The 16,553-nt window shown below is 73.7% G+C and carries 17 protein-coding genes and 1 pseudogene; 5 read left to right on the forward strand and 13 right to left on the reverse strand.

Annotation, left to right across the window (positions count from 1 at the left end; translation table 11 throughout):
- Positions 1-160: 160 nt before the first annotated feature.
- The 3 genes from ABZU91_RS24750 to ABZU91_RS24760 are packed head-to-tail and all read right to left on the reverse strand — an operon-like array spanning position 161 to position 2,690.
- Positions 161-943 carry an ABC transporter permease gene (locus ABZU91_RS24750; RefSeq protein ID WP_355244852.1) on the reverse strand — a complete coding sequence of 261 codons (783 nt, stop codon included), beginning with the start codon at positions 941-943 and terminating at the stop codon, positions 161-163.
- Positions 944-974: 31 nt separating this feature from the next.
- Complete coding sequence (locus ABZU91_RS24755) at positions 975-1,733, reverse strand: ABC transporter permease (protein ID WP_355244855.1); 759 nt, start codon at positions 1,731-1,733, stop codon at positions 975-977.
- A 15-nt stretch (positions 1,734-1,748) separates the two neighbouring features.
- Complete coding sequence (locus ABZU91_RS24760; RefSeq protein ID WP_355244910.1) at positions 1,749-2,690, reverse strand: ABC transporter ATP-binding protein; 942 nt, start codon at positions 2,688-2,690, stop codon at positions 1,749-1,751.
- A gap of 162 nt (positions 2,691-2,852) precedes the next feature.
- Here ABZU91_RS24760 and ABZU91_RS24765 point away from each other — a divergent pair, with 162 nt between their 5' ends.
- Positions 2,853-3,332 (forward strand): hypothetical protein, encoded by a 480-nt coding sequence (locus tag ABZU91_RS24765; protein ID WP_355244858.1) that lies wholly within the window; start codon positions 2,853-2,855, stop codon positions 3,330-3,332.
- Positions 3,333-3,362: 30 nt separating this feature from the next.
- On the opposite strand, the gene ABZU91_RS24770 is transcribed toward ABZU91_RS24765, so the two are convergent.
- Both ABZU91_RS24770 and ABZU91_RS24775 read right to left on the reverse strand, forming a co-directional pair.
- Positions 3,363-3,788 carry a helix-turn-helix domain-containing protein gene (locus ABZU91_RS24770; protein ID WP_355244861.1) on the reverse strand — a complete coding sequence of 142 codons (426 nt, stop codon included), beginning with the start codon at positions 3,786-3,788 and terminating at the stop codon, positions 3,363-3,365.
- Positions 3,789-3,802: 14 nt separating this feature from the next.
- Positions 3,803-4,345: pseudogene (locus ABZU91_RS24775) on the reverse strand (AraC family transcriptional regulator); the annotation flags it as partial.
- 85 nt (positions 4,346-4,430) lie between these two features.
- Here ABZU91_RS24775 and ABZU91_RS24780 point away from each other — a divergent pair.
- Positions 4,431-4,997 (forward strand): maleylpyruvate isomerase N-terminal domain-containing protein, encoded by a 567-nt coding sequence (locus ABZU91_RS24780; RefSeq protein ID WP_355244863.1) that lies wholly within the window; start codon positions 4,431-4,433, stop codon positions 4,995-4,997.
- 210 nt (positions 4,998-5,207) lie between these two features.
- On the opposite strand, the gene ABZU91_RS24785 is transcribed toward ABZU91_RS24780, so the two are convergent.
- The 5 genes from ABZU91_RS24785 to ABZU91_RS24805 all read right to left on the reverse strand — a co-directional run bounded on the left by ABZU91_RS24785 (position 5,208) and on the right by ABZU91_RS24805 (position 10,012).
- Positions 5,208-6,491 (reverse strand): MFS transporter, encoded by a 1,284-nt coding sequence (locus tag ABZU91_RS24785; RefSeq protein WP_355244866.1) that lies wholly within the window; start codon positions 6,489-6,491, stop codon positions 5,208-5,210.
- 120 nt (positions 6,492-6,611) lie between these two features.
- The gene (locus tag ABZU91_RS24790) at positions 6,612-7,094 is read right to left on the reverse strand and encodes a DUF1992 domain-containing protein (RefSeq protein ID WP_355244869.1); all 483 of its coding nucleotides are present in this window, start codon (positions 7,092-7,094) and stop codon (positions 6,612-6,614) included.
- Between the two features lie 94 nt (positions 7,095-7,188).
- The gene (locus ABZU91_RS24795) at positions 7,189-8,010 is read right to left on the reverse strand and encodes an SDR family oxidoreductase (protein ID WP_355244872.1); all 822 of its coding nucleotides are present in this window, start codon (positions 8,008-8,010) and stop codon (positions 7,189-7,191) included.
- Positions 8,007-9,308, reverse strand: coding sequence for an NAD(P)-binding domain-containing protein (locus tag ABZU91_RS24800; RefSeq protein ID WP_355244875.1), 1,302 nt, complete (start codon positions 9,306-9,308; stop codon positions 8,007-8,009). Before ABZU91_RS24800 ends, ABZU91_RS24795 begins: the two co-directional genes overlap by 4 nt.
- A gap of 56 nt (positions 9,309-9,364) precedes the next feature.
- The gene (locus tag ABZU91_RS24805; RefSeq protein WP_355244878.1) at positions 9,365-10,012 is read right to left on the reverse strand and encodes a TetR/AcrR family transcriptional regulator; all 648 of its coding nucleotides are present in this window, start codon (positions 10,010-10,012) and stop codon (positions 9,365-9,367) included.
- Positions 10,013-10,069: 57 nt separating this feature from the next.
- Between ABZU91_RS24805 and ABZU91_RS24810 the strand changes: the two genes are divergently transcribed.
- The 3 genes from ABZU91_RS24810 (at position 10,070) to ABZU91_RS24820 (ending at position 13,194) form a co-directional block, all read left to right on the forward strand.
- Positions 10,070-11,422 (forward strand): MFS transporter, encoded by a 1,353-nt coding sequence (locus tag ABZU91_RS24810; protein WP_355244881.1) that lies wholly within the window; start codon positions 10,070-10,072, stop codon positions 11,420-11,422.
- A 26-nt stretch (positions 11,423-11,448) separates the two neighbouring features.
- Positions 11,449-12,666 carry a hypothetical protein gene (locus tag ABZU91_RS24815; RefSeq protein ID WP_355244884.1) on the forward strand — a complete coding sequence of 406 codons (1,218 nt, stop codon included), beginning with the start codon at positions 11,449-11,451 and terminating at the stop codon, positions 12,664-12,666.
- A gap of 186 nt (positions 12,667-12,852) precedes the next feature.
- Positions 12,853-13,194, forward strand: a complete 342-nt coding sequence (locus tag ABZU91_RS24820) for an RNA polymerase-binding protein RbpA (protein ID WP_007460094.1) — start codon at positions 12,853-12,855, stop codon at positions 13,192-13,194.
- A 60-nt stretch (positions 13,195-13,254) separates the two neighbouring features.
- Here ABZU91_RS24820 and ABZU91_RS24825 read toward each other — a convergent pair whose 3' ends face one another.
- From ABZU91_RS24825 to lnt, 3 genes are all read right to left on the reverse strand, one after another.
- Positions 13,255-13,779, reverse strand: a complete 525-nt coding sequence (locus ABZU91_RS24825; protein WP_355244887.1) for an FxsA family protein — start codon at positions 13,777-13,779, stop codon at positions 13,255-13,257.
- A 62-nt stretch (positions 13,780-13,841) separates the two neighbouring features.
- The gene (locus ABZU91_RS24830; RefSeq protein ID WP_355244890.1) at positions 13,842-14,651 is read right to left on the reverse strand and encodes a polyprenol monophosphomannose synthase; all 810 of its coding nucleotides are present in this window, start codon (positions 14,649-14,651) and stop codon (positions 13,842-13,844) included.
- 34 nt (positions 14,652-14,685) lie between these two features.
- Positions 14,686-16,266, reverse strand: coding sequence for an apolipoprotein N-acyltransferase (lnt, locus tag ABZU91_RS24835; protein WP_355244913.1), 1,581 nt, complete (start codon positions 16,264-16,266; stop codon positions 14,686-14,688).
- Positions 16,267-16,553 lie beyond the last annotated feature (287 nt).

Consider the following 16,553-nt stretch of genomic DNA (forward strand, 5'->3'; position numbering starts at 1 on the left):
GAGAAGGCGCTCCCGGCGACACCTGCGTCAGTCGCCCGACCGTGACGGTAGGGGGAGCACCCACAACGAACCAGCGTTCATGGGTCTCACCTCCTCGGGCGGTGTCTCGGTCGACTGCAAGGTACAAGCCCAGCGGCCGCAGGTCCAGCCTTTATGCCGTTCACCGCAGCATGGCGTGGGTCATCCGGCGCGTGGCCACCCACATCGCGATCGAGCCGAACGCGACGAGGTAGAGCGCCGCGATCAGCAGGTGCCAGCTGAGGTGGCCCAGCGCCGGCTCCCGGACGAGCTCGATGCTGTGGTAGAGCGGCAGGGCCTGGATGAGGGGCCGGACCGCCTCCGGATAGACCGACAGGGGATAGAACGTCGTCGCGAACAGGTACATCGGCAGCATGAACAGCTGGATGTACTGGAAGTCGGGGAAATCCCGCAGGTACGTCGTGACGGCCAGCCCGCCCGCCGCGAACGCGTACGCGATCAGCAGCGAGGCCGGCAGGGCCAGCAGCACCCAGGCCGAGGTGACCAGCCCTCCGATCGCCATGATGACCAGGAAGCCGATCGACGTCAGCAACGCGTTGATCATCGCGCTGGTGACCTCGCCGACGGCGATGTCGGTGACCGAGAGCGGCGTCGGCAGGATCGCCTCGTAGGTCCTCTCGACCCTCATCCGGGTGAAGACCCCGATGCTGGTCAGGTTGAACGCCGTGTTCATCGCGGTGGTGGCCAGGATCGCGGGGGCCACGTAGGCGGCGTACGGCACCTCGACCCCGGGGACCGTGCCGACGAGCAGCCCGACGCCGACCCCGATCGACAGCAGGTACAGGAGCGGTTCGACGAGCGCGTTGAGCAGCGGGGTGATCGACCGGCGGTAGATCATGAAGTTGCGTTCGATCAGCGCGAGCGCTCGACGGCGGGTCCAGGCGGGTACGACGACGCTGGTCATGGTGTCTCCACGAAGCTCTGGACGGCGGCCGTCACGGGTGCAGCCGGCGGCGGTAGGTGACGCGGGCGGCCAGGAAGCCGCCGATCGTGAGCGCCAGCAGATAGACGATGTGGACGGAGCTGCCGGCGATCGTGGCCGTGCCGAGGCTCACCGTGCGGCACAGCTCCACCCCGTGCCACAGCGGCAGCAGGTAGGACACCGGCCGGATCCACTCGGGCAGCTGCGAGACGGCGAAGAAGGTGCCGGAGAACATGTAGAGCGGCATGATGACGAACCGGAACACCGTGTCGATGTGGCGCAGCGTGCGTACGCCGACCGCCCACGCCGCCGCCGGCGCCCCGAACGCGAGCCCGGTCAGCGTCGCGCCGAGCAGGGTTCCGAGGGCCCACCGGCCCTCGACCAACCCGAACGCGGCCATTACGGCGATGAAGGCGCCGCTGGTGATGAGCAGCCGTACGGCGATGAAGAGCAGGTGCCCGGCGGCGAGCTGCTCCGGCTCGATCGGTGTCGGCGTGGCGCCCCGGTAGGCCCCGAAGCCGGCGGCGCGGGCGACTCCCCAGGACGCCTCGAGGAATGCGTTCTGCATCGCCGCGGCGGCCAGCATGCCCGGTGCGAAGAACGCCGCGTAGGAGACGCCGGCGATCTGGGCTGGCGCGTTGTCGTCGACGAGGGCGCCCAGGCCGGCGCCGATGCCGATGAGGAACAGCAACGGGTTCAGCACGTTGATCACGATCGTGCCGCGCCAGGTGCGCCGGTAGCGGGTGAGCCAGTATCCGAATGCGTGCAGCACCAGTGGTTCCTTCAGCTACTCGATGAGCGATCGGCCGGTGAGCGTGAGGAACACGTCCTCCAACGTCGCGCGGCGGACCAGGGCGGTGAGCGGGGTGAGCGACAGGGCGTGCACGGTGGCGAGGGCGGCCTCGCCGTCGGCGCAGTAGACGAGCGCCCGGTCCGCGAGCAGTTCGACGCGCCCGTCGGCAGCCGAGCCGCCGGTGGCCAACACCGATGTCCGTAGCTTTTCGGCGGCGGTTTCCCGTTCGTCGAGGCGGAAGCGGAGTTCGAGGACCTCCCGGGTGGCGTATCTGGTGATCAGGTCCCGTGGGGAGCCCTGCGCGACGATCCGACCGTGGTCGACGACGATGAGGCGGTCACAGAGCTGCTCGGCCTCGTCCATGTAGTGGGTGGTGAGGATGAGCGTTACGCCCTCCTGCTTGAGCTGGAAGAGCCGGTCCCACAGGATGTGTCGGGCCTGCGGGTCGAGGCCGGTGGTCGGTTCGTCGAGCAGCAGGATGTCGGGTTCGTTGATCAGTGCGCGGGCGATCGTCAACCGCCGCCGCATGCCACCCGACAGCGTCTCCACCTGATCGCCGGCCTTCTCCCGGAGCTGGGCGAAGTCCAGCAGCCGGGTCGCCCGCTCGCGGATGACGGCCCGCGCGAGCCCGAAGTACCGCCCGTAGATGTGCAGGTTCTCCCGGACGGTGAGCTCGTTGTCGAGGTGGTCGTCCTGGGTGACGACGCCCAGGCGGGCGCGGATCTGTGGCCCCTGCGTCATCGGGTCCATGCCGAGGACGCGCAGGCTGCCGCCGCTGATCGGCGACGTCGCGGCGATCATCCGCATGGTGGTGGACTTGCCGGCGCCGTTGGGACCGAGAAGCCCGAACGACTCTCCCCGCTGGAGTGCGAAATCGATGCCGTCGACCGCGCGGAACTCCGCTGTGGACCCACGCGGCGGATAGACCTTGGCCAGATTTCTCGCCTCAACGAGGGGTTGCTCGATCACCAGGGCAGCCTACGAAAACTGGACAGTCGAACGCAAGATTAATACTGATCTCTGAAATTTCCGGACTGCTAAGGACTGGCCTGGTCGTCAGTTGACCCTCGACCCGGTCGAGGACCGAGCATCGCCGCCATGAACGACACGTCCGCACCCGACCCGACCATGACCCGGATCGTCGAGGCGGTGCAGCTCGGCCAGACCGGGGCAGCCGCCGAGGCTCGTGAGCTGCTCACCGCGCTCTGGGACGAGATCGGTCCCGGCGGTGACGCCCTGCACCGCTGCACCCTGGCCCACCACCTCGCCGACCTTCAGGACACCCTCGACGCGGAACTGCGCTGGGACGAACGCGCCCTGGCCGCCGTGTCCGAGCTGACCGACGAACGTGCCCAGCGGCACCTGCCCTCGCTGGAGGTACGGGCGTTCCTGCCCTCGCTGTACCTCAACCTCGCCGACTGCCACCGGCGACTCGGCAACCCCGATTCGGCCCGCGAGTACCTCGCACGGGCCCGCGCGCACCTGGCACAGCTACCGGACGACCCGTACGGCGAGATGATCCGCGCCGCCGTCGGCGACTTCGTCGCGGACGACCCGACCGACCACCGGCGGCGGTAGCGGTCCGCTCCGCGCACGGCGGGCGGGTCGTCACTCCCCCGCTGCGACGGCCGCCCGGTACGCCTGCGGCGACCGACCGTAGCGAGCACGAAAGAGGCGGCTGAAGTGGGCCTTGTCCGCGAAACCCCACCGGGCGGCGATGAGGTGGACCGGCTGCCGCGCGTACAGCGGGTTGCACAGATCCCGTCGGCACCGCTCCAGACGCTTGGCCCGGATGAGTTCGGCGGGCGTGGTCGCCTCGCCTTCGAACAGGCGGTGCAGCGACCGCAGCGAGATGTGGTGGGCGGCGGCGACGGTACGGGGGCTGAGTTCGGCGTTGTCGAGGTGACGGTCGACGAAGTCGACGACGCGGGCACGTAGGGCGGTGTGCCGTGTCTCCGGCGACAGGATGCCCTCGATGTCGAGGCGTTGGGCGAGCGTGGCGGTGAGCAGGTCCAGCGCCACGCCGCCCAGCATCTCGGCCTGGTTGGGCTCGTACTGCTCGGGTGCGCCGCGATGCCGCGTAGATGCTGGACCAGCAGTCCGCCGACGCCGAGGTGGGCCGGCATCGGCGTGGCCAGCAGACGATGGAGTCGGTCCGGCGGCAACGGCAGCGCCGCGTAGGGGATCTGCACGGTGATCGTGGTGGCGAGGCCGGGGCTGTCCGCCAGGTGCCGGGCGATGTGCGGGCGCGCGGTGTCCAGCAGGGTGAAGTGCCTGGCGGCGACGAGCGTCGTCTCGGTGCGGTCCTGGACCAGGACGCTGCGACCCGTCAGTGGCAGCGTGAGCTGGTAGATGTCCGTCTCGGTTCGGCGGACCAGTCCGGCGGGCCGGGCGGCGTGCAGCGACGGGTACCGCAGCGAGGCCAACCGGATCCGGCCGAGGTCGATGGCCTGGGCGTACGCGACGAAGTCGTCCAGCCGTGCGCTGGTGATGTGCACGGGCGCCGTCTCCTGGGCGAGCAGGGCGTACCAGTACTCGAACCGTTCCGGCGGCGGCAGTACCGTCGTGTCCACCACCAGGTTGGGCAACATCCCGTTCGCCTCCCCGTGCGCGAGGATGGATTCTTGCACGCATCGACTGTCACGGTGCTGAGCGAAGGAGCGACCATTGTCCCCGGTGACCAGCGCCGACGTGCGCGACGCGGCCGACGAGATGATCAGGGTGCTCACGCCGCACCGCGACCGCGACTGGTCGGTACCCGCCGGCACGTTGACGTGGAGCTGCTGGACCACCGCGGCGCACGTCGCGCACGACCTGCTCGCGTACGCCGGTCAGGTCACCGGCCTCGCGACGGACGCCTACCTCCCGTACGACCTGCGGGTCCGCCCCACGACGAACCCTGCGCGGGTGCTCGAGGTGGTACGTGCCTGCGCGGGGCTGCTCGCGGTCGCCGTCGACGCCGCCGCACCGACGGCGCGGGCCTGGCACTTCGGTCCCTGCGACCCGGCTGGCTTCGCGGCCATGGGGGTTGCCGAGACGGTCCTGCACACCTACGACATCACCACCGGCCTCGGCGTGCCGTGGCAGCCGCCGCAACGGCTGAGCGCGCTGGTGCTGCGGCGACTGTTCCCGGACGCCCCGCCCGGCGACGCGCCCGACGTGCTGCTGTGGATGACCGGCCGGGGCGAGCTGCCGGGGCGGGAACGGCGCACGTCCTGGAATTGGCGCGCCGCGCTGGACTGACCCATCGTGACGGCGGGCGGGCGACGCGGTGGCCGAGGGACCGTCGAGCACCGCGTCGCCCGCGCCTGTCCTGGGAAACGCCGTCGGTGCCCGAAAGGGTTGCCGACGGCGTGCACCGTCTCGGTCAGGTCCAGCTGATGCCACGCTTGCGAACGCCGCGCATGCGCTTCTCCTCTCCCCTCAGGGCGACCCCGTACTCGCCCGACGACCTCAGCGTCGACGACCGCCCACCTCGGCGGTAGGGCTTTCGACGTTCGGAGTCGTTCGGCCCTGTTCGACGGTGTGCCCGAACGGCCCTGAGCGGGTGGCACGCCGCCACAGTGGACCGAGAGCGAGGACCGCCACCGCCCCCGACGCTCCGCTGCACCCGATCACCGTGGTGGCCGGCCAACGGTCGGCGGCCAGACCCGCCAGGACCATCGCCGTCCCCTGCAGGCCACTGAGGCCGGTGATGGCGACCCCGAACGCGCGTCCCCGGTACACCGCCGGCACCGCCCGGCCGAACAGGGCGTTCAGCGGCACGGCGAAGGCGCTCGCGGCCCCGGCCAGCGCCAACAGCACCAGCACCACCCACAGCGGCGGGACGGTCCACGCCGCCGTGAGCACACCGGCGGACAGCGCGGCCAGGGGCAGGATCAGCCGTGGGCGGGCCGCCGGCGGGCAGAGCCGGGTGAGGGCGACTCCGCCGAGCGCCATGCCCGCCGGCGCGGCGGCCAGCAACAGCCCCACGGTGGCGGCGTCGCCGCCGTACTGCCGGGCCAGCGGAACCATCAGCCCCTCGGCGGCGTAGGTGAAGGCGCTGGCCGTCCACAGGACGAGCACGTAGGCGCGCAGCCGGGGGTCGGCGACGATCAGCCGCAGGCCGTCCGCGCGACCACGGCGGGCAGGGTTCGGCGGCGTCCGGGGCGCCGGGCGTGCCCGTACGCCGAGGGCGATCAGCAGGGCGGAGACGAGGAACGTGGCGGCGTCCACCAGCAGCGCGCCGCGCAGTGACAGCAGCGCCACCAGACTCCCGCCGACGGCGAAACCGACCACCTGCACGACCTGGGCGCAGATGTTGTCCACGCCGTTGGCCACCGCGTACCGGTCGCCGTCGAGCACGTCGGGCAGCAACGCCGCCCGCGCGGCCACGAACGGCGGCCGCATCAGGTTGACCGCGAAGAGCATCGCCACCAGGGCGGGCGCGGGAAGCGCCGGCAGCGCCGCCACCGGGACCAGGGCCGCGCGGGCGAGGTCACAGACGATCAGGACGCGCCGCCGGGGAAACCGGTCGGCGAATCCGGACAGCAGCGGGCCCCCGACGAGCCAGGCCAGGTAGGAACTGGCGTACGCGGCGGCAGCCAGCGCCGCCGATCCGGTCCCCCGGTAGACGAGGTACGCCACGGTGACGGCCGTGAGCTGGTCTCCGGCCAGGGACAACACGTACGCGGCGAACAGGTGGCGGTACTCGCGTACCGCGAACACCTCGGCGTACGTCGCGGCGCGCTCGCCCACGTCGCCCCCGTATCCCGTGCCTGCCGTCAGGTCACCCGGTCCCGACCGTAGCGACGCCGCCGGGCACGGAACCGGCACGAGGTGTTCGGGACCGTACGGATCTGTTCGGTGGGGCCGAGGTCAGCGCCGGCGACGCCAGCGCAGCCACCAACTCCGGCGGGCTCGACGCGCCGGGGCGACGGCGGTGCCCGGCTCGGTGATGGTGGTGGCCTCGGGACGCGTCCGTTCGGCGCGCCAGCGATGCACCACCTCGTCGGCGTTCACCGGCCGGACCGCCACCCGGGGACCGTCGGGGTTGCGCAGCCAGGCGACGATCTGCCCGTTGAGCTGCCCCACGAAGGCCCGCACGGACTGCTCGGTGGGCAGGTCGCGGACCTCGTCGGGGACCTGCTCGACGCGTCGGCGCAGTTGCAGCGCAGTGGGCAGCAGCAGGTCGCTGGGCAGCTTCTCGCGCTCCAGGAAACTCTTGATCCACCACGACTCGTCGTACGGCATGCCGCGCCCGGGGATCGGCTTGCCCATGCCGGCCAGGTTGTCGAACTCGCCGCGTTGCACGGCCCCCCGGATCTGCGCCTCCACGGCTGCGTCCCACGCCTCGGTCACGCTGCGGCACCTTCCCTGACCACGCTGACGCCGCCGCCGGCGGGCGACACGTGCTGTAACGGATCAGCGCGGCCGGGCCGTCGACAATTCCCGCTCAGCCGGGGTCACGGTGCCGGCGCAGCATCCCGGCGGCCAGCGGCGCGGCGTCCAGGTCACCGGCGGCGAGGCGCGCGGCGAGGGTACGGCGTACCAGCCGGTCGGCCAGCGCGGGCGCATGCCGGCCGACGGCCAGCTCCAGCCGGCCGCGTCGGGTGGTCGCCACGTCCCGGGGCGCCCGTCGGGCGGTGGCGGCGCGCAGGATCGCCGCGACGACACCCTCGACGGGCTCGGGGCGGGACACTCCTCGCAGGGACAGGCCCGCCTCGGCGGTGCTGTCGTGGATCGGTGAGGCGACCATGCTGGGGTAGACGACACTCACCCCGACGTGGGTGCCCACCTCGTGGCGCAGCGCGTCGGCGTACGCGACGAGGGCCCGCTTGCTGACCCCGTACGCGGCGGCGAGGGGCAGCGGCAGCACTGCCATCCGGCTCGCCACGAAGATCACCCGCCCGCGTGCGGCGACCAGTGCCGGCAGCGCGGCGGCGGTGGTCCGCCACGCGGCCAGCAGGTTCACCTCCAACTGCTGGCGGACCACCTCGTCGGGCGGCAGCTCGGCCGGGGCGGGACCACCCACCCCGGCGTTGTTGATCAGCAGGTCGAGCCCTCCGAGCCGTGCGACGGCCTCTCGCACGGCGGCGGGGACGGCCGCCGTGTCGGTCAGGTCACAGCCGAGCACCGGCAGTTCGTTGTCGTCGCGGGCGTGCAGGTCGAGCCCCACCACCCGGGCGCCACCGGCGCGCAGCGCCACGCCGAGGTGCCGACCGAAGGTGCCGCTCGCCCCGGTGAGGAGGACCCGCCGACCGGTCAGGCTCGTCACCGCCGGGCTCCGGCGTTCAGCTCCCGGGTCAGCTCGGTCAGGTACGCGTCGAAGTCCACCCGCATCGCCGGGCGGCGGTGACCCCAGCGGGCCGTCGCCGCCCGTAGCTCGGCCCGGCAGGCGGCCCGCTGCCGCGCCTGGTCGGGCAGGGCGTACCGGCCGGCGAGCTGCGCGGCGATCAGCTTGGCCTGTGCCTCGACCAGCGGGAACGCCGAGCCGGTGGACTGCATCAGCCCCACGAACGTCAGCCCGGGGGCCTCGGGGTGGAACACGTGCCGATACAGCGCGAGGGTGTCGGCCCCGCCGCCCAGCAGCTCGGGCGGCAGGAACCCGATCTCCACCCGGTAGCCGGTGCACCAGATGATGAGGTCGACCTGGTCGGCGCGACCGTCGGTGAACTCGACCCGGTCGCCGTCCAGGGCGGCGACGCCGGGGCGGGCCTCGACGTCGCCGTGGGTCAGCCGGGACAGCAGGCCGTCCGAGAGCGTCGGATGGTCCTGCAGGAAGCCGTGCGTCGGCGCGGGCAGGCCGTAGCTGGCGGGGTTGCCGACGGCGGTGGCGAGCATCGTCTGGCTGATGCGTTGGCGCAGCCGCCACGGAAGCCGGCGGGCCAGCGCGCCGTTGAGGGTGTCCGAGGGGCGACCCAGCAGGTACTTGGGCACCACCCAGACGCCCCGGCGCAACGACAGCAGGGTCCGCTCGGCGACGTACGAGGCGTCCACCGCGATGTCCATCGCCGAGTTGCCGCCGCCGACGACCAGGACGCGTCGGCCGGCCAACTGCTCGGGGCCACGGTAGTCGTGGCTGTGGATCTGCTCGGCGGTGCTGGTGCCGGGGTACGGCGGGTCGGGCAGCCGGGGCACCCGGTTGTGACCGTTGGCGACGACGACGGCCTCGACGGTGACCTCGACCGGTCCCTCCGGCCCGGTGGCGACGACAGTCCACCCGCCGTCGGATCGCCGGGTGACCCGCTCGACGGTGTGCCGCAGGCGGATCGCGTCGCGCAGCCCGAACCGGTCGGCGTAGTCGGCCAGGTAGCCGGCGACCCGCGTGTGGTCCGGGTAGTCGGGCCAGTCGGCGGGCATCGGATGGTCGGCGAACTCGGTACGGCCACGGCTGGTGTTCAGGTGCAGCGTCCGGTACGCGGGCGAGTCCGGAGCCCCGTACACCCAGAGGCCGCCGACCTGGTCGGTGGCCTCGAAGCAGACCACGGCGACGTCGGCGTCGCGCAGTGCCTTGACGGCGGCGAGGCCGGCCGCGCCGGCGCCGATCACCGCAACCCTGGGTCCTGCCCGCATCGTCGCCCCCACATAATCCAACGTCCGATGGATAATCGTTGGGCGGCGGCGGCCCGTCAAGAGCCGGTCGGTCCGTACAGCGCGGTCAGGAAGCGGTGCACGAAGGCCCGGAACTCGCGGCGCTCCCGGGCGGCCGGCGCGCCCCCGGCCAACGCCACGACGTGTCCGTGGGTGGCCCAGACCAGGCTGCGCACAGTGATGTGCGGGGTCGGCTCGGCCAGCGCGCCGGCCGCCGCGGCGGCGGTCAACAGCTCCGCCACCAGCCGGTAGAGCGGCTCGGCGTAGCGCTGGTCCAACTCGGCGTGCCGCTGCGGCTCCAACCAGCGTCGCAGCCACAGCGCGGTGGTCTCCGGGTGGTCCTGGAGGAAGTCCACGAACACGTCGACCAGGTCGTGCAACGCCCGTCGGGCCGCGTCCGGGCCCGCGTCGAGAGCTGCGCGGGCTCGCTCGGCGGCCTCGGTGAGGACCTGCCGCTCGACGGCGAACACGCGCGCGAAACACGCCTCGTAGAGGGCTGCCTTCGTACCCGTGTGGTGGGCGACCGTGGCGACGTCGACCCCGGCGGCGGCGGCGACCTCCCGCAGCCCGACGGCGTCGAAGCCACGCTCGGCGAACAGCGCGGTCGCGGCGGTGAGCACCACCTCGCGGGTCGGCCGGGTCTCGTCGCGCCGGGGCCGGCCCGGGCCGCGTCGGGGCATGGTCATGGCCGCCATTGTGCCCCTAGAATCCAGCAACTGTTGGATTGTCGAGAGGATGCGGCGATGACCGGGCTCGACCGGCGGCCCGCGGCCGCCACCGACGCGGCACTGCCCCGTGGTCCCCTGGCCGGGTTCGCCGCCGGGTCGCTCGGCATGGGTGTCTGGGTGACCGTGCCCGGCCTGCTGCTGCTCTACTTCCTCACCGACATGCTGGCCGTCGGGCCGTGGTTGGCCGGTCTGGCGCTCCTGCTGCCGAAGATCGCCGACGTGCTGCTGCACCCGTGGGTCGGGCATCGCGCCGACGTCGAGCGGGCCCGCCGGGGCGACCGGCGACGGCTGCTGCTGCTCGGCTGCGCCCTGCCGGTCGCGTTCGCGGCGCTGTTCGCGGTGCCCGGCGGCCTGACCGGCGGGCCCGCCGCGGCGTGGGTGGCGGTGGCCTTCGTCGCCGGCAACCTGCTCTTCGCCGCCTACCAGGTGCCCTACCTGGCCACACCTGCCGACCTTCGCATCGGCTACGACGAACGCACCCGGCTGATGGCGTTCCGGATGGTCGTGCTGACCCTCGGCATCCTGGCCTCCGGGCTGCTGGCCCCGCTGCTGACCGGCGGCGACGCCGCGACCCGGGGCGGCTACCAGCGCATGGGCGTGGTCCTGGCCATCGGGATGCTGGCCGCCATGCTCGTCGGCGTGGCCGGCATCGCCCGGCTGCGCGGCGCCGCGCCGAGCACCACCGCGCCGGGACACGGCGGGTGGCGGGCGCTGCGCACCGCCCTGCGCGACGGGCAGTTCCGCTGGCTGGTCGCCGCGTACCTGGCCATGTCCACCACCACCCACCTCGTCCTGGCCGCGGTGCCCTACTACGCGGAGTACGAGCTGCGCGCACCCGGCATGACCACGGTGCTGGTGGCCGCGTTCGTCGCACCGGCGCTGCTGGTCACGCCCGCCTGGCTGGTGCTGGCCCGCCGCGTCGGCAAGCAGCGGGCGCTGCTCGGCGCGCAGGGCGCGTTCGCGGTCGGGTCGCTCGTGCTGGCGGTGGGCCGCCCCGCCGGCCTGCCGGTGCTCGTCGGCGCGGTGGCGGTGCTCGGGGTCGCGTTCGCCGGCATGCAACTGCTGCCGTTCTCGATGCTGCCCGACGTCATCCGCGCAGCCGGGGACACCACCGGGGCGGGCACCTACACCGGCGTGTGGACGGCCACCGAGGCCACCGGCGCGGCCCTGGGCCCCTACGCGTACGCCCTCTGCCTGGCAGTGAGTGGTTTCGTGGCGTCGAGCGCCGGTGAGTCACCGACGCAGCCGGACGCGGCGCTCGCGGCGGTCCGCTACGGCTTCGGGCTGCTGCCGGCGGTGGCGATGCTCGCCGCGCTGCTGCTGCAGCGCCGCTACACCCTGGACGCGACGGCCCGGGCGGCGACCTGAGCGGCCGGCACTAGACTTCGCCCTCGATGGACGCCCCGCTCACCCCCACCGAGACCCGCCCGTGCGCCCACTGTGGACGGCCGGTGCCGCAGCGTGTCGGCGCGGGCCGGCCCTTTCGCTACTGCCGCGACAACGACGGCGCCTGCCAGCGCGCCTCGCGCAACAGCCGGATGCGCCACCGCAACGCCCCCGGCCTGCCCGGGCAGGTGGCCCGCACGTGGGAGGCGGTGGACCGCCTCGACCAGGTCGTCGAGACGTTGACCGAGGCCCTGCACGCCGAACTGTCCCCGGTGGGCGTGCAGCGGCAGCTCGCGCAGGTCCGCGCGGAGGCCGCCACCGAGATCGCGGCCGCGCAGACCGAACGCGACGAGGCCCGCGACGACGCCGAGACCGCGTCGGCCGACGCGGCACGCGCCCGCGAGCAGGCCCGCGCCGCCCGGGCCGAGGCCGACGACGCCGCGCGGCGCGCCGCGGCAGCCGCAGATCGCGCCGACGCGGCCGACGAGCGCGCCCAGCGGGCCGAGGCCGCCCGCGACCAGGCCCGCCACGACGTCAGCGCCGCCGAGGCGCTGCGCACGCAGGCCGAACGCGACCGCGACCAGGCCCGCGCCGAGGTGCGTGACCTGCGGGCGGAACGCGACACCGAACGGCAGCGCGCGGCCGACCTGACCGTCGAGCGGGACGCGGCGCGCGCCGACGCCGAGCGGGCCAGCCGGGACGCCGCCGAGGCGGGCGAGCGGGCCGCGCGGTGGCAGGCCGAGGCGCAGGACGTGCGGCGTCAGATCGACCAGGCCCGCGCCGACGCCGCGCGCACCCGCGCCGAGGCGGCGGACTCCGCCCGGGCCCGGGAGCAGGCCGAACGCGCCCGGGACCGGGCCCAGGTCGCCGCCGCCGAGGCCGACGACGCCCGGCAGGAGGCCGCCGAGCTGGCCGCCCGGCTGCGCGCGGAGGTGACCGCCGCGACCACGCAACGCGACGCTCTCACCGCCGACCTCACCGCCGCCCGGCAGGCTGCGGCCACCGCCGAGGGCCGGCTCGCCACCCTGACGGTACGACTCGACGCCGCCGAGGCCGACCGGGACGTCGCCCAGCGGCGGGTGGCGCAGCTCGGTGACCAGGTCAGCGATCTGGCGCTGGCGCTGGCCCGCCTCGGCGCCGCCGCCCCCGCCGCGGCGGGCGCTGCCGACCCGGGTGCGACACCGCCGCACGCTTCCGACCCGGGTGCGACACCGCCGCAACCTTGACCACATCCGGGCCGTTAACATCCCCGGTGGCAGTCACGACACGCCACCGCCGTGGCGTCCCGGTCCCGGCCGGCTACCCTTGGTTCCGGCCCGCCCGTGGACGCCTCACGCCCTCGGGCGGGAATGGGGCGACGGGAACGCGCCGTTACACCCAGAAGACCAGCACCACGAACGAGGGAGTCGATCATGGGCGAGCGTATGCTGCGCGGAAGCCGGCTGGGCGCGGTCAGCTACGAATCCGACCGCAACACGGAGCTCGCGCCGCGTCAGACCCGCGAGTACCTGTGCGCCAAGGGCCACCAGTTCGAGGTGCCGTTCGCCGTCGACGCCGAGGTCCCGACGACCTGGGAATGCAAGTTCGACGGCAGCGTCGCCCGACTCGTCGACGGCAATGAGCCGGAGCAGAAGAAGGCCAAGCCGCCGCGTACCCACTGGGACATGCTGCTGGAGCGGCGCTCGATCGCCGAGCTCGAGGACATCCTCGCCGAGCGGCTCCAGGAGGTCCGCACCCGCCGCGGCCGCGCCTGAGCCGCACCCGCACGACACGGCGCCCCCGGGAAACCCCGGGGGCGCCGTCGTGTGGGTGGATCAGTTGCGACCCGGCTCGACGATCTCACCCTCGATCGCCCGGCCACCGTCGACGACCACCGGCTGCTCCGGTTGCGGACGCGGTGTCGGCTGCGGGGCACCCTGACGCACCCGGACCGTACGCGGCCCGAACAGGTCACCGGCGACCATCGACGACACCCGCCGCTCGGCGGTGCGTTGCACCCCGGCGCGGGCCAGACGGCGCACCGGGGGCACCATCAGCAACAACCCGACCAGGCCGCTGACCAGGCCGGGTATCGCCAGCAGCAACGCACCCGCCAGCCCGACGAGCCCGTCGGTCACCTGTCGTCCCGGTGGCTGCCCCGCCTGCGCGGCCGCGCGGAACCCGCGCCAGGCGCGCATTCCCTCGCGGCGCAGCAGCACCAGCCCAAGCAGGGACGCGGCGAACACCAGCAGCACCGCGGCGCCGAACCCCACCGCCCGGCCCACGACGACGAACACCGCAAGCTCCAGCACCACCGTCAGCAGCAGGGCCAGCGGCACGAACCTCAGTCCTCGGCGCATCTCACCTCATCGCCATCCCGCGGCACGACACGAACCGCACATCCAGCATGACACGGCCGCGCTCACGGCCACCGCACCTGACCGGTGGGGGTGCCGTTCAGGCTGCGACGTACCGCCTGCCGCCGGTCCCGCACACCCCACGTGGTGATCCGCCACAGCGCCTCGGCGACGATGCGCGGGCTCATCTTGCTGTCGCCGCGCTCCCGCTCGGCGAACGTGATCGGCACCTCCACGATCCGCACCCCCGCCTGGTGCGCCAGCCGCGACAGCTCCACCTGGAACGAGTAGCCCTGCGAGGTCACCGACCCCAGGTCGATGGCGTCCAGGGCGCTGGTCCGGTACACCCGGTAGCCGCCGGTGGCGTCCGAGACGGGCATGCCCAGCGCGAGACGCGCGTACAGGTTGCCGCAGCGCGACAGCAGCAGCCGCCGCAGCGGCCAGTTCACCACCTGCGCACCGCTGGTCCACCGCGACCCGATCACCACGTCGGCGTCGCGGGCGGCGTCCAGCAGCGCCGGCAGGTCCTCCGGGGCGTGCGAGCCGTCCGCGTCCATCTCCACCACCGCGTGGTAGCCGCGCTCACGCGCCCACCCGAACCCCGCGAGGTACGCCGCGCCGAGGCCCTCCTTGCCCCGGCGGTGCAGCACCTGCACCTGCGGGTCGCCGTCGGCGAGCGCGTCGGCGATCGCGCCGGTGCCGTCGGGGCTGTTGTCGTCGGCGATGAGGATCCGCACGGCGGGGGCGGCCCGGCGGACCCGACCCACGATCGCCGCGATGTTGTCGGCCTCGTTGTAGGTGGGGATCACCACGAGGACGCGGCCCACGCCGGGCACCTCGTCCGGACGCCGGATGGTGTCGGTCGCCTGGATCACGGTTCCTCCGCTCCCGCCGGCGTACCGGCTGCTGCTATGCGGGCACGACCCGCTGGCGGCGGCGCAGCACGCCCGCGCCGGCCAGGGCGGCCACCGCCAGCCCGGCGAGGGCCACCTCCGGCCACCAGCCGAGGCGGGTGGCGAGCGTACGCCCGCTGTCGAGCCGTAGCTGCCGCACCACGACCTCCCGGGTGTTGAACCCGGTGGCATCGCTTACCCGCCCGTCGGGGGCGACGAACCCGGACACCCCGACCGTGGAGGCCATCAGCGCCGGCCGACCGTGCTCGACGGCCCGCAGTCGCACCATGGCCAGCTGCTGGCGGGCCTCCGCCTCGTTGAAGGTGGCGTTGTTGGTCTGCACCACCAGCAGCTGCGCGCCGCCGGTGACAGTGTCGCGGACCACCTCGTCGTAGGCGACCTCGAAACAGATCACGTCGCCGAGGACCGCCGGGCCGGCGCGTACCACGCCCGGGGTGCTGCCGGCCACGAAGTCGCTGCGGATCAGGTCGACCTTGTCGCTGACCCGGCGCGCGATGTCCCGCAGCGGCACGTACTCGGCGAACGGCACCGGATGGCGTTTCGCGTAGAGCTGCGCCATGTCGGCGCCGGTGCCGGGCTGCCACAGCATGCCCGCGTTGCGGACCTGTCCGGGGCCGGGCCCGAGCAGCACCGCGCCGACCAGGATGGGCGCGCGGATCGCGTCGGCGGCCTGGGAGATGCGGGCACCGGCGGTGGGGTTGCGCAACGGGTCGATGTCGCTGGAGTTCTCCGGCCACACCACCAGGTCGGGTTGCCGTTCGGCGCCGGCGGCGACCCGCGCGGCCAGCTCCAGGGTGGCGTCCACGTGGTTGTTCAGCACGGCCTGCCGTTGGGCGTTGAAGTCCAGGCCGAGGCGCGGCACGTTGCCCTGCACGATCGCCACGGTGACGGCGTTGCCGCCGCCCGCCGCGGCGACGGGCACCAGCAGGCTCACCGCGCCCACCGCCACGACGACAGCGGCCGGTACGGCAGCCGGCAGCCACCACTCGGGCCGGGCCTCGTGGTGGGCCGCCCAGCCCCGCCAGACGGCGGCGACGAGCAGACCACCGGTGAGGGCCACCGCGAAGGTGACCAGCGGCGCGCCGCCGAGGGCGGCCAGGCGCAGCAGCGGCGAGTCGTCCTGGCTGAACGCGAGACGCCCCCACGGGAACCCGCCGAACGGGGTGCGGTCGCGCAGCGCCTCCTGCCCCACCCACAGCAGCCCGGTCAGCGCCGGCCACTCCCAGCGGCCACGGTCGGCCAGCGGGGACACCCAGGCGGTGGCAGCGCCGAGCAGCGCCACGTAGCCGGCCTGCAGCAGGGACAGCAGCACCCACGGCAGGTAGCCGGTGTGCAGGTTCGTCCAGGCCAGCATCGGCGCGAACAGCGCCACCCCGGTGAGGAAACCCAGGCCCGCGCCGGCGCGCATCCGTCGCCGGTGCGCGGCGGCGGCCAGCAACGCGACGCCGACGGGCGCGAGCGGCCACACCCCGTAGGGAGGGAACGCCAGCAGCAGGGCCAGCCCGGCGACGACGGCCATGGGCGCGGCCACGCGCAGCGGCAGCGGCCGACCTGCGGCGACCGGCTCGCGCAGCACCGTGGGGACGTGGCTCTCGTCCCGGTCCAGGGTCGTCACCGCAGCTTCACCTCGATCACCCGCCGAAGGCTACCCGGCCACCATCGGGGCCCCACCCCACCTCGCCGATCTTGCACTTTCTGCTCCGACACAAGGGGCATTCCGGCCCATCTCACCAACAGAAACTGCAAGATCGGCGAGGTGATGGGTGCGGGGGTGCCCCGGGGGGTGGGGCCCCGATGGTGGCCGGGTAGCCTTCGGCGGGTGATCGAGGTGAAGCTGCGGTGACGACCCTGGACCGGGACGAG

It is taken from the genome of Micromonospora sp. NPDC005174 (genome assembly GCF_040608495.1).
In the GTDB taxonomy this organism is placed as follows: Bacteria; Actinomycetota; Actinomycetes; order Mycobacteriales; family Micromonosporaceae; genus Micromonospora.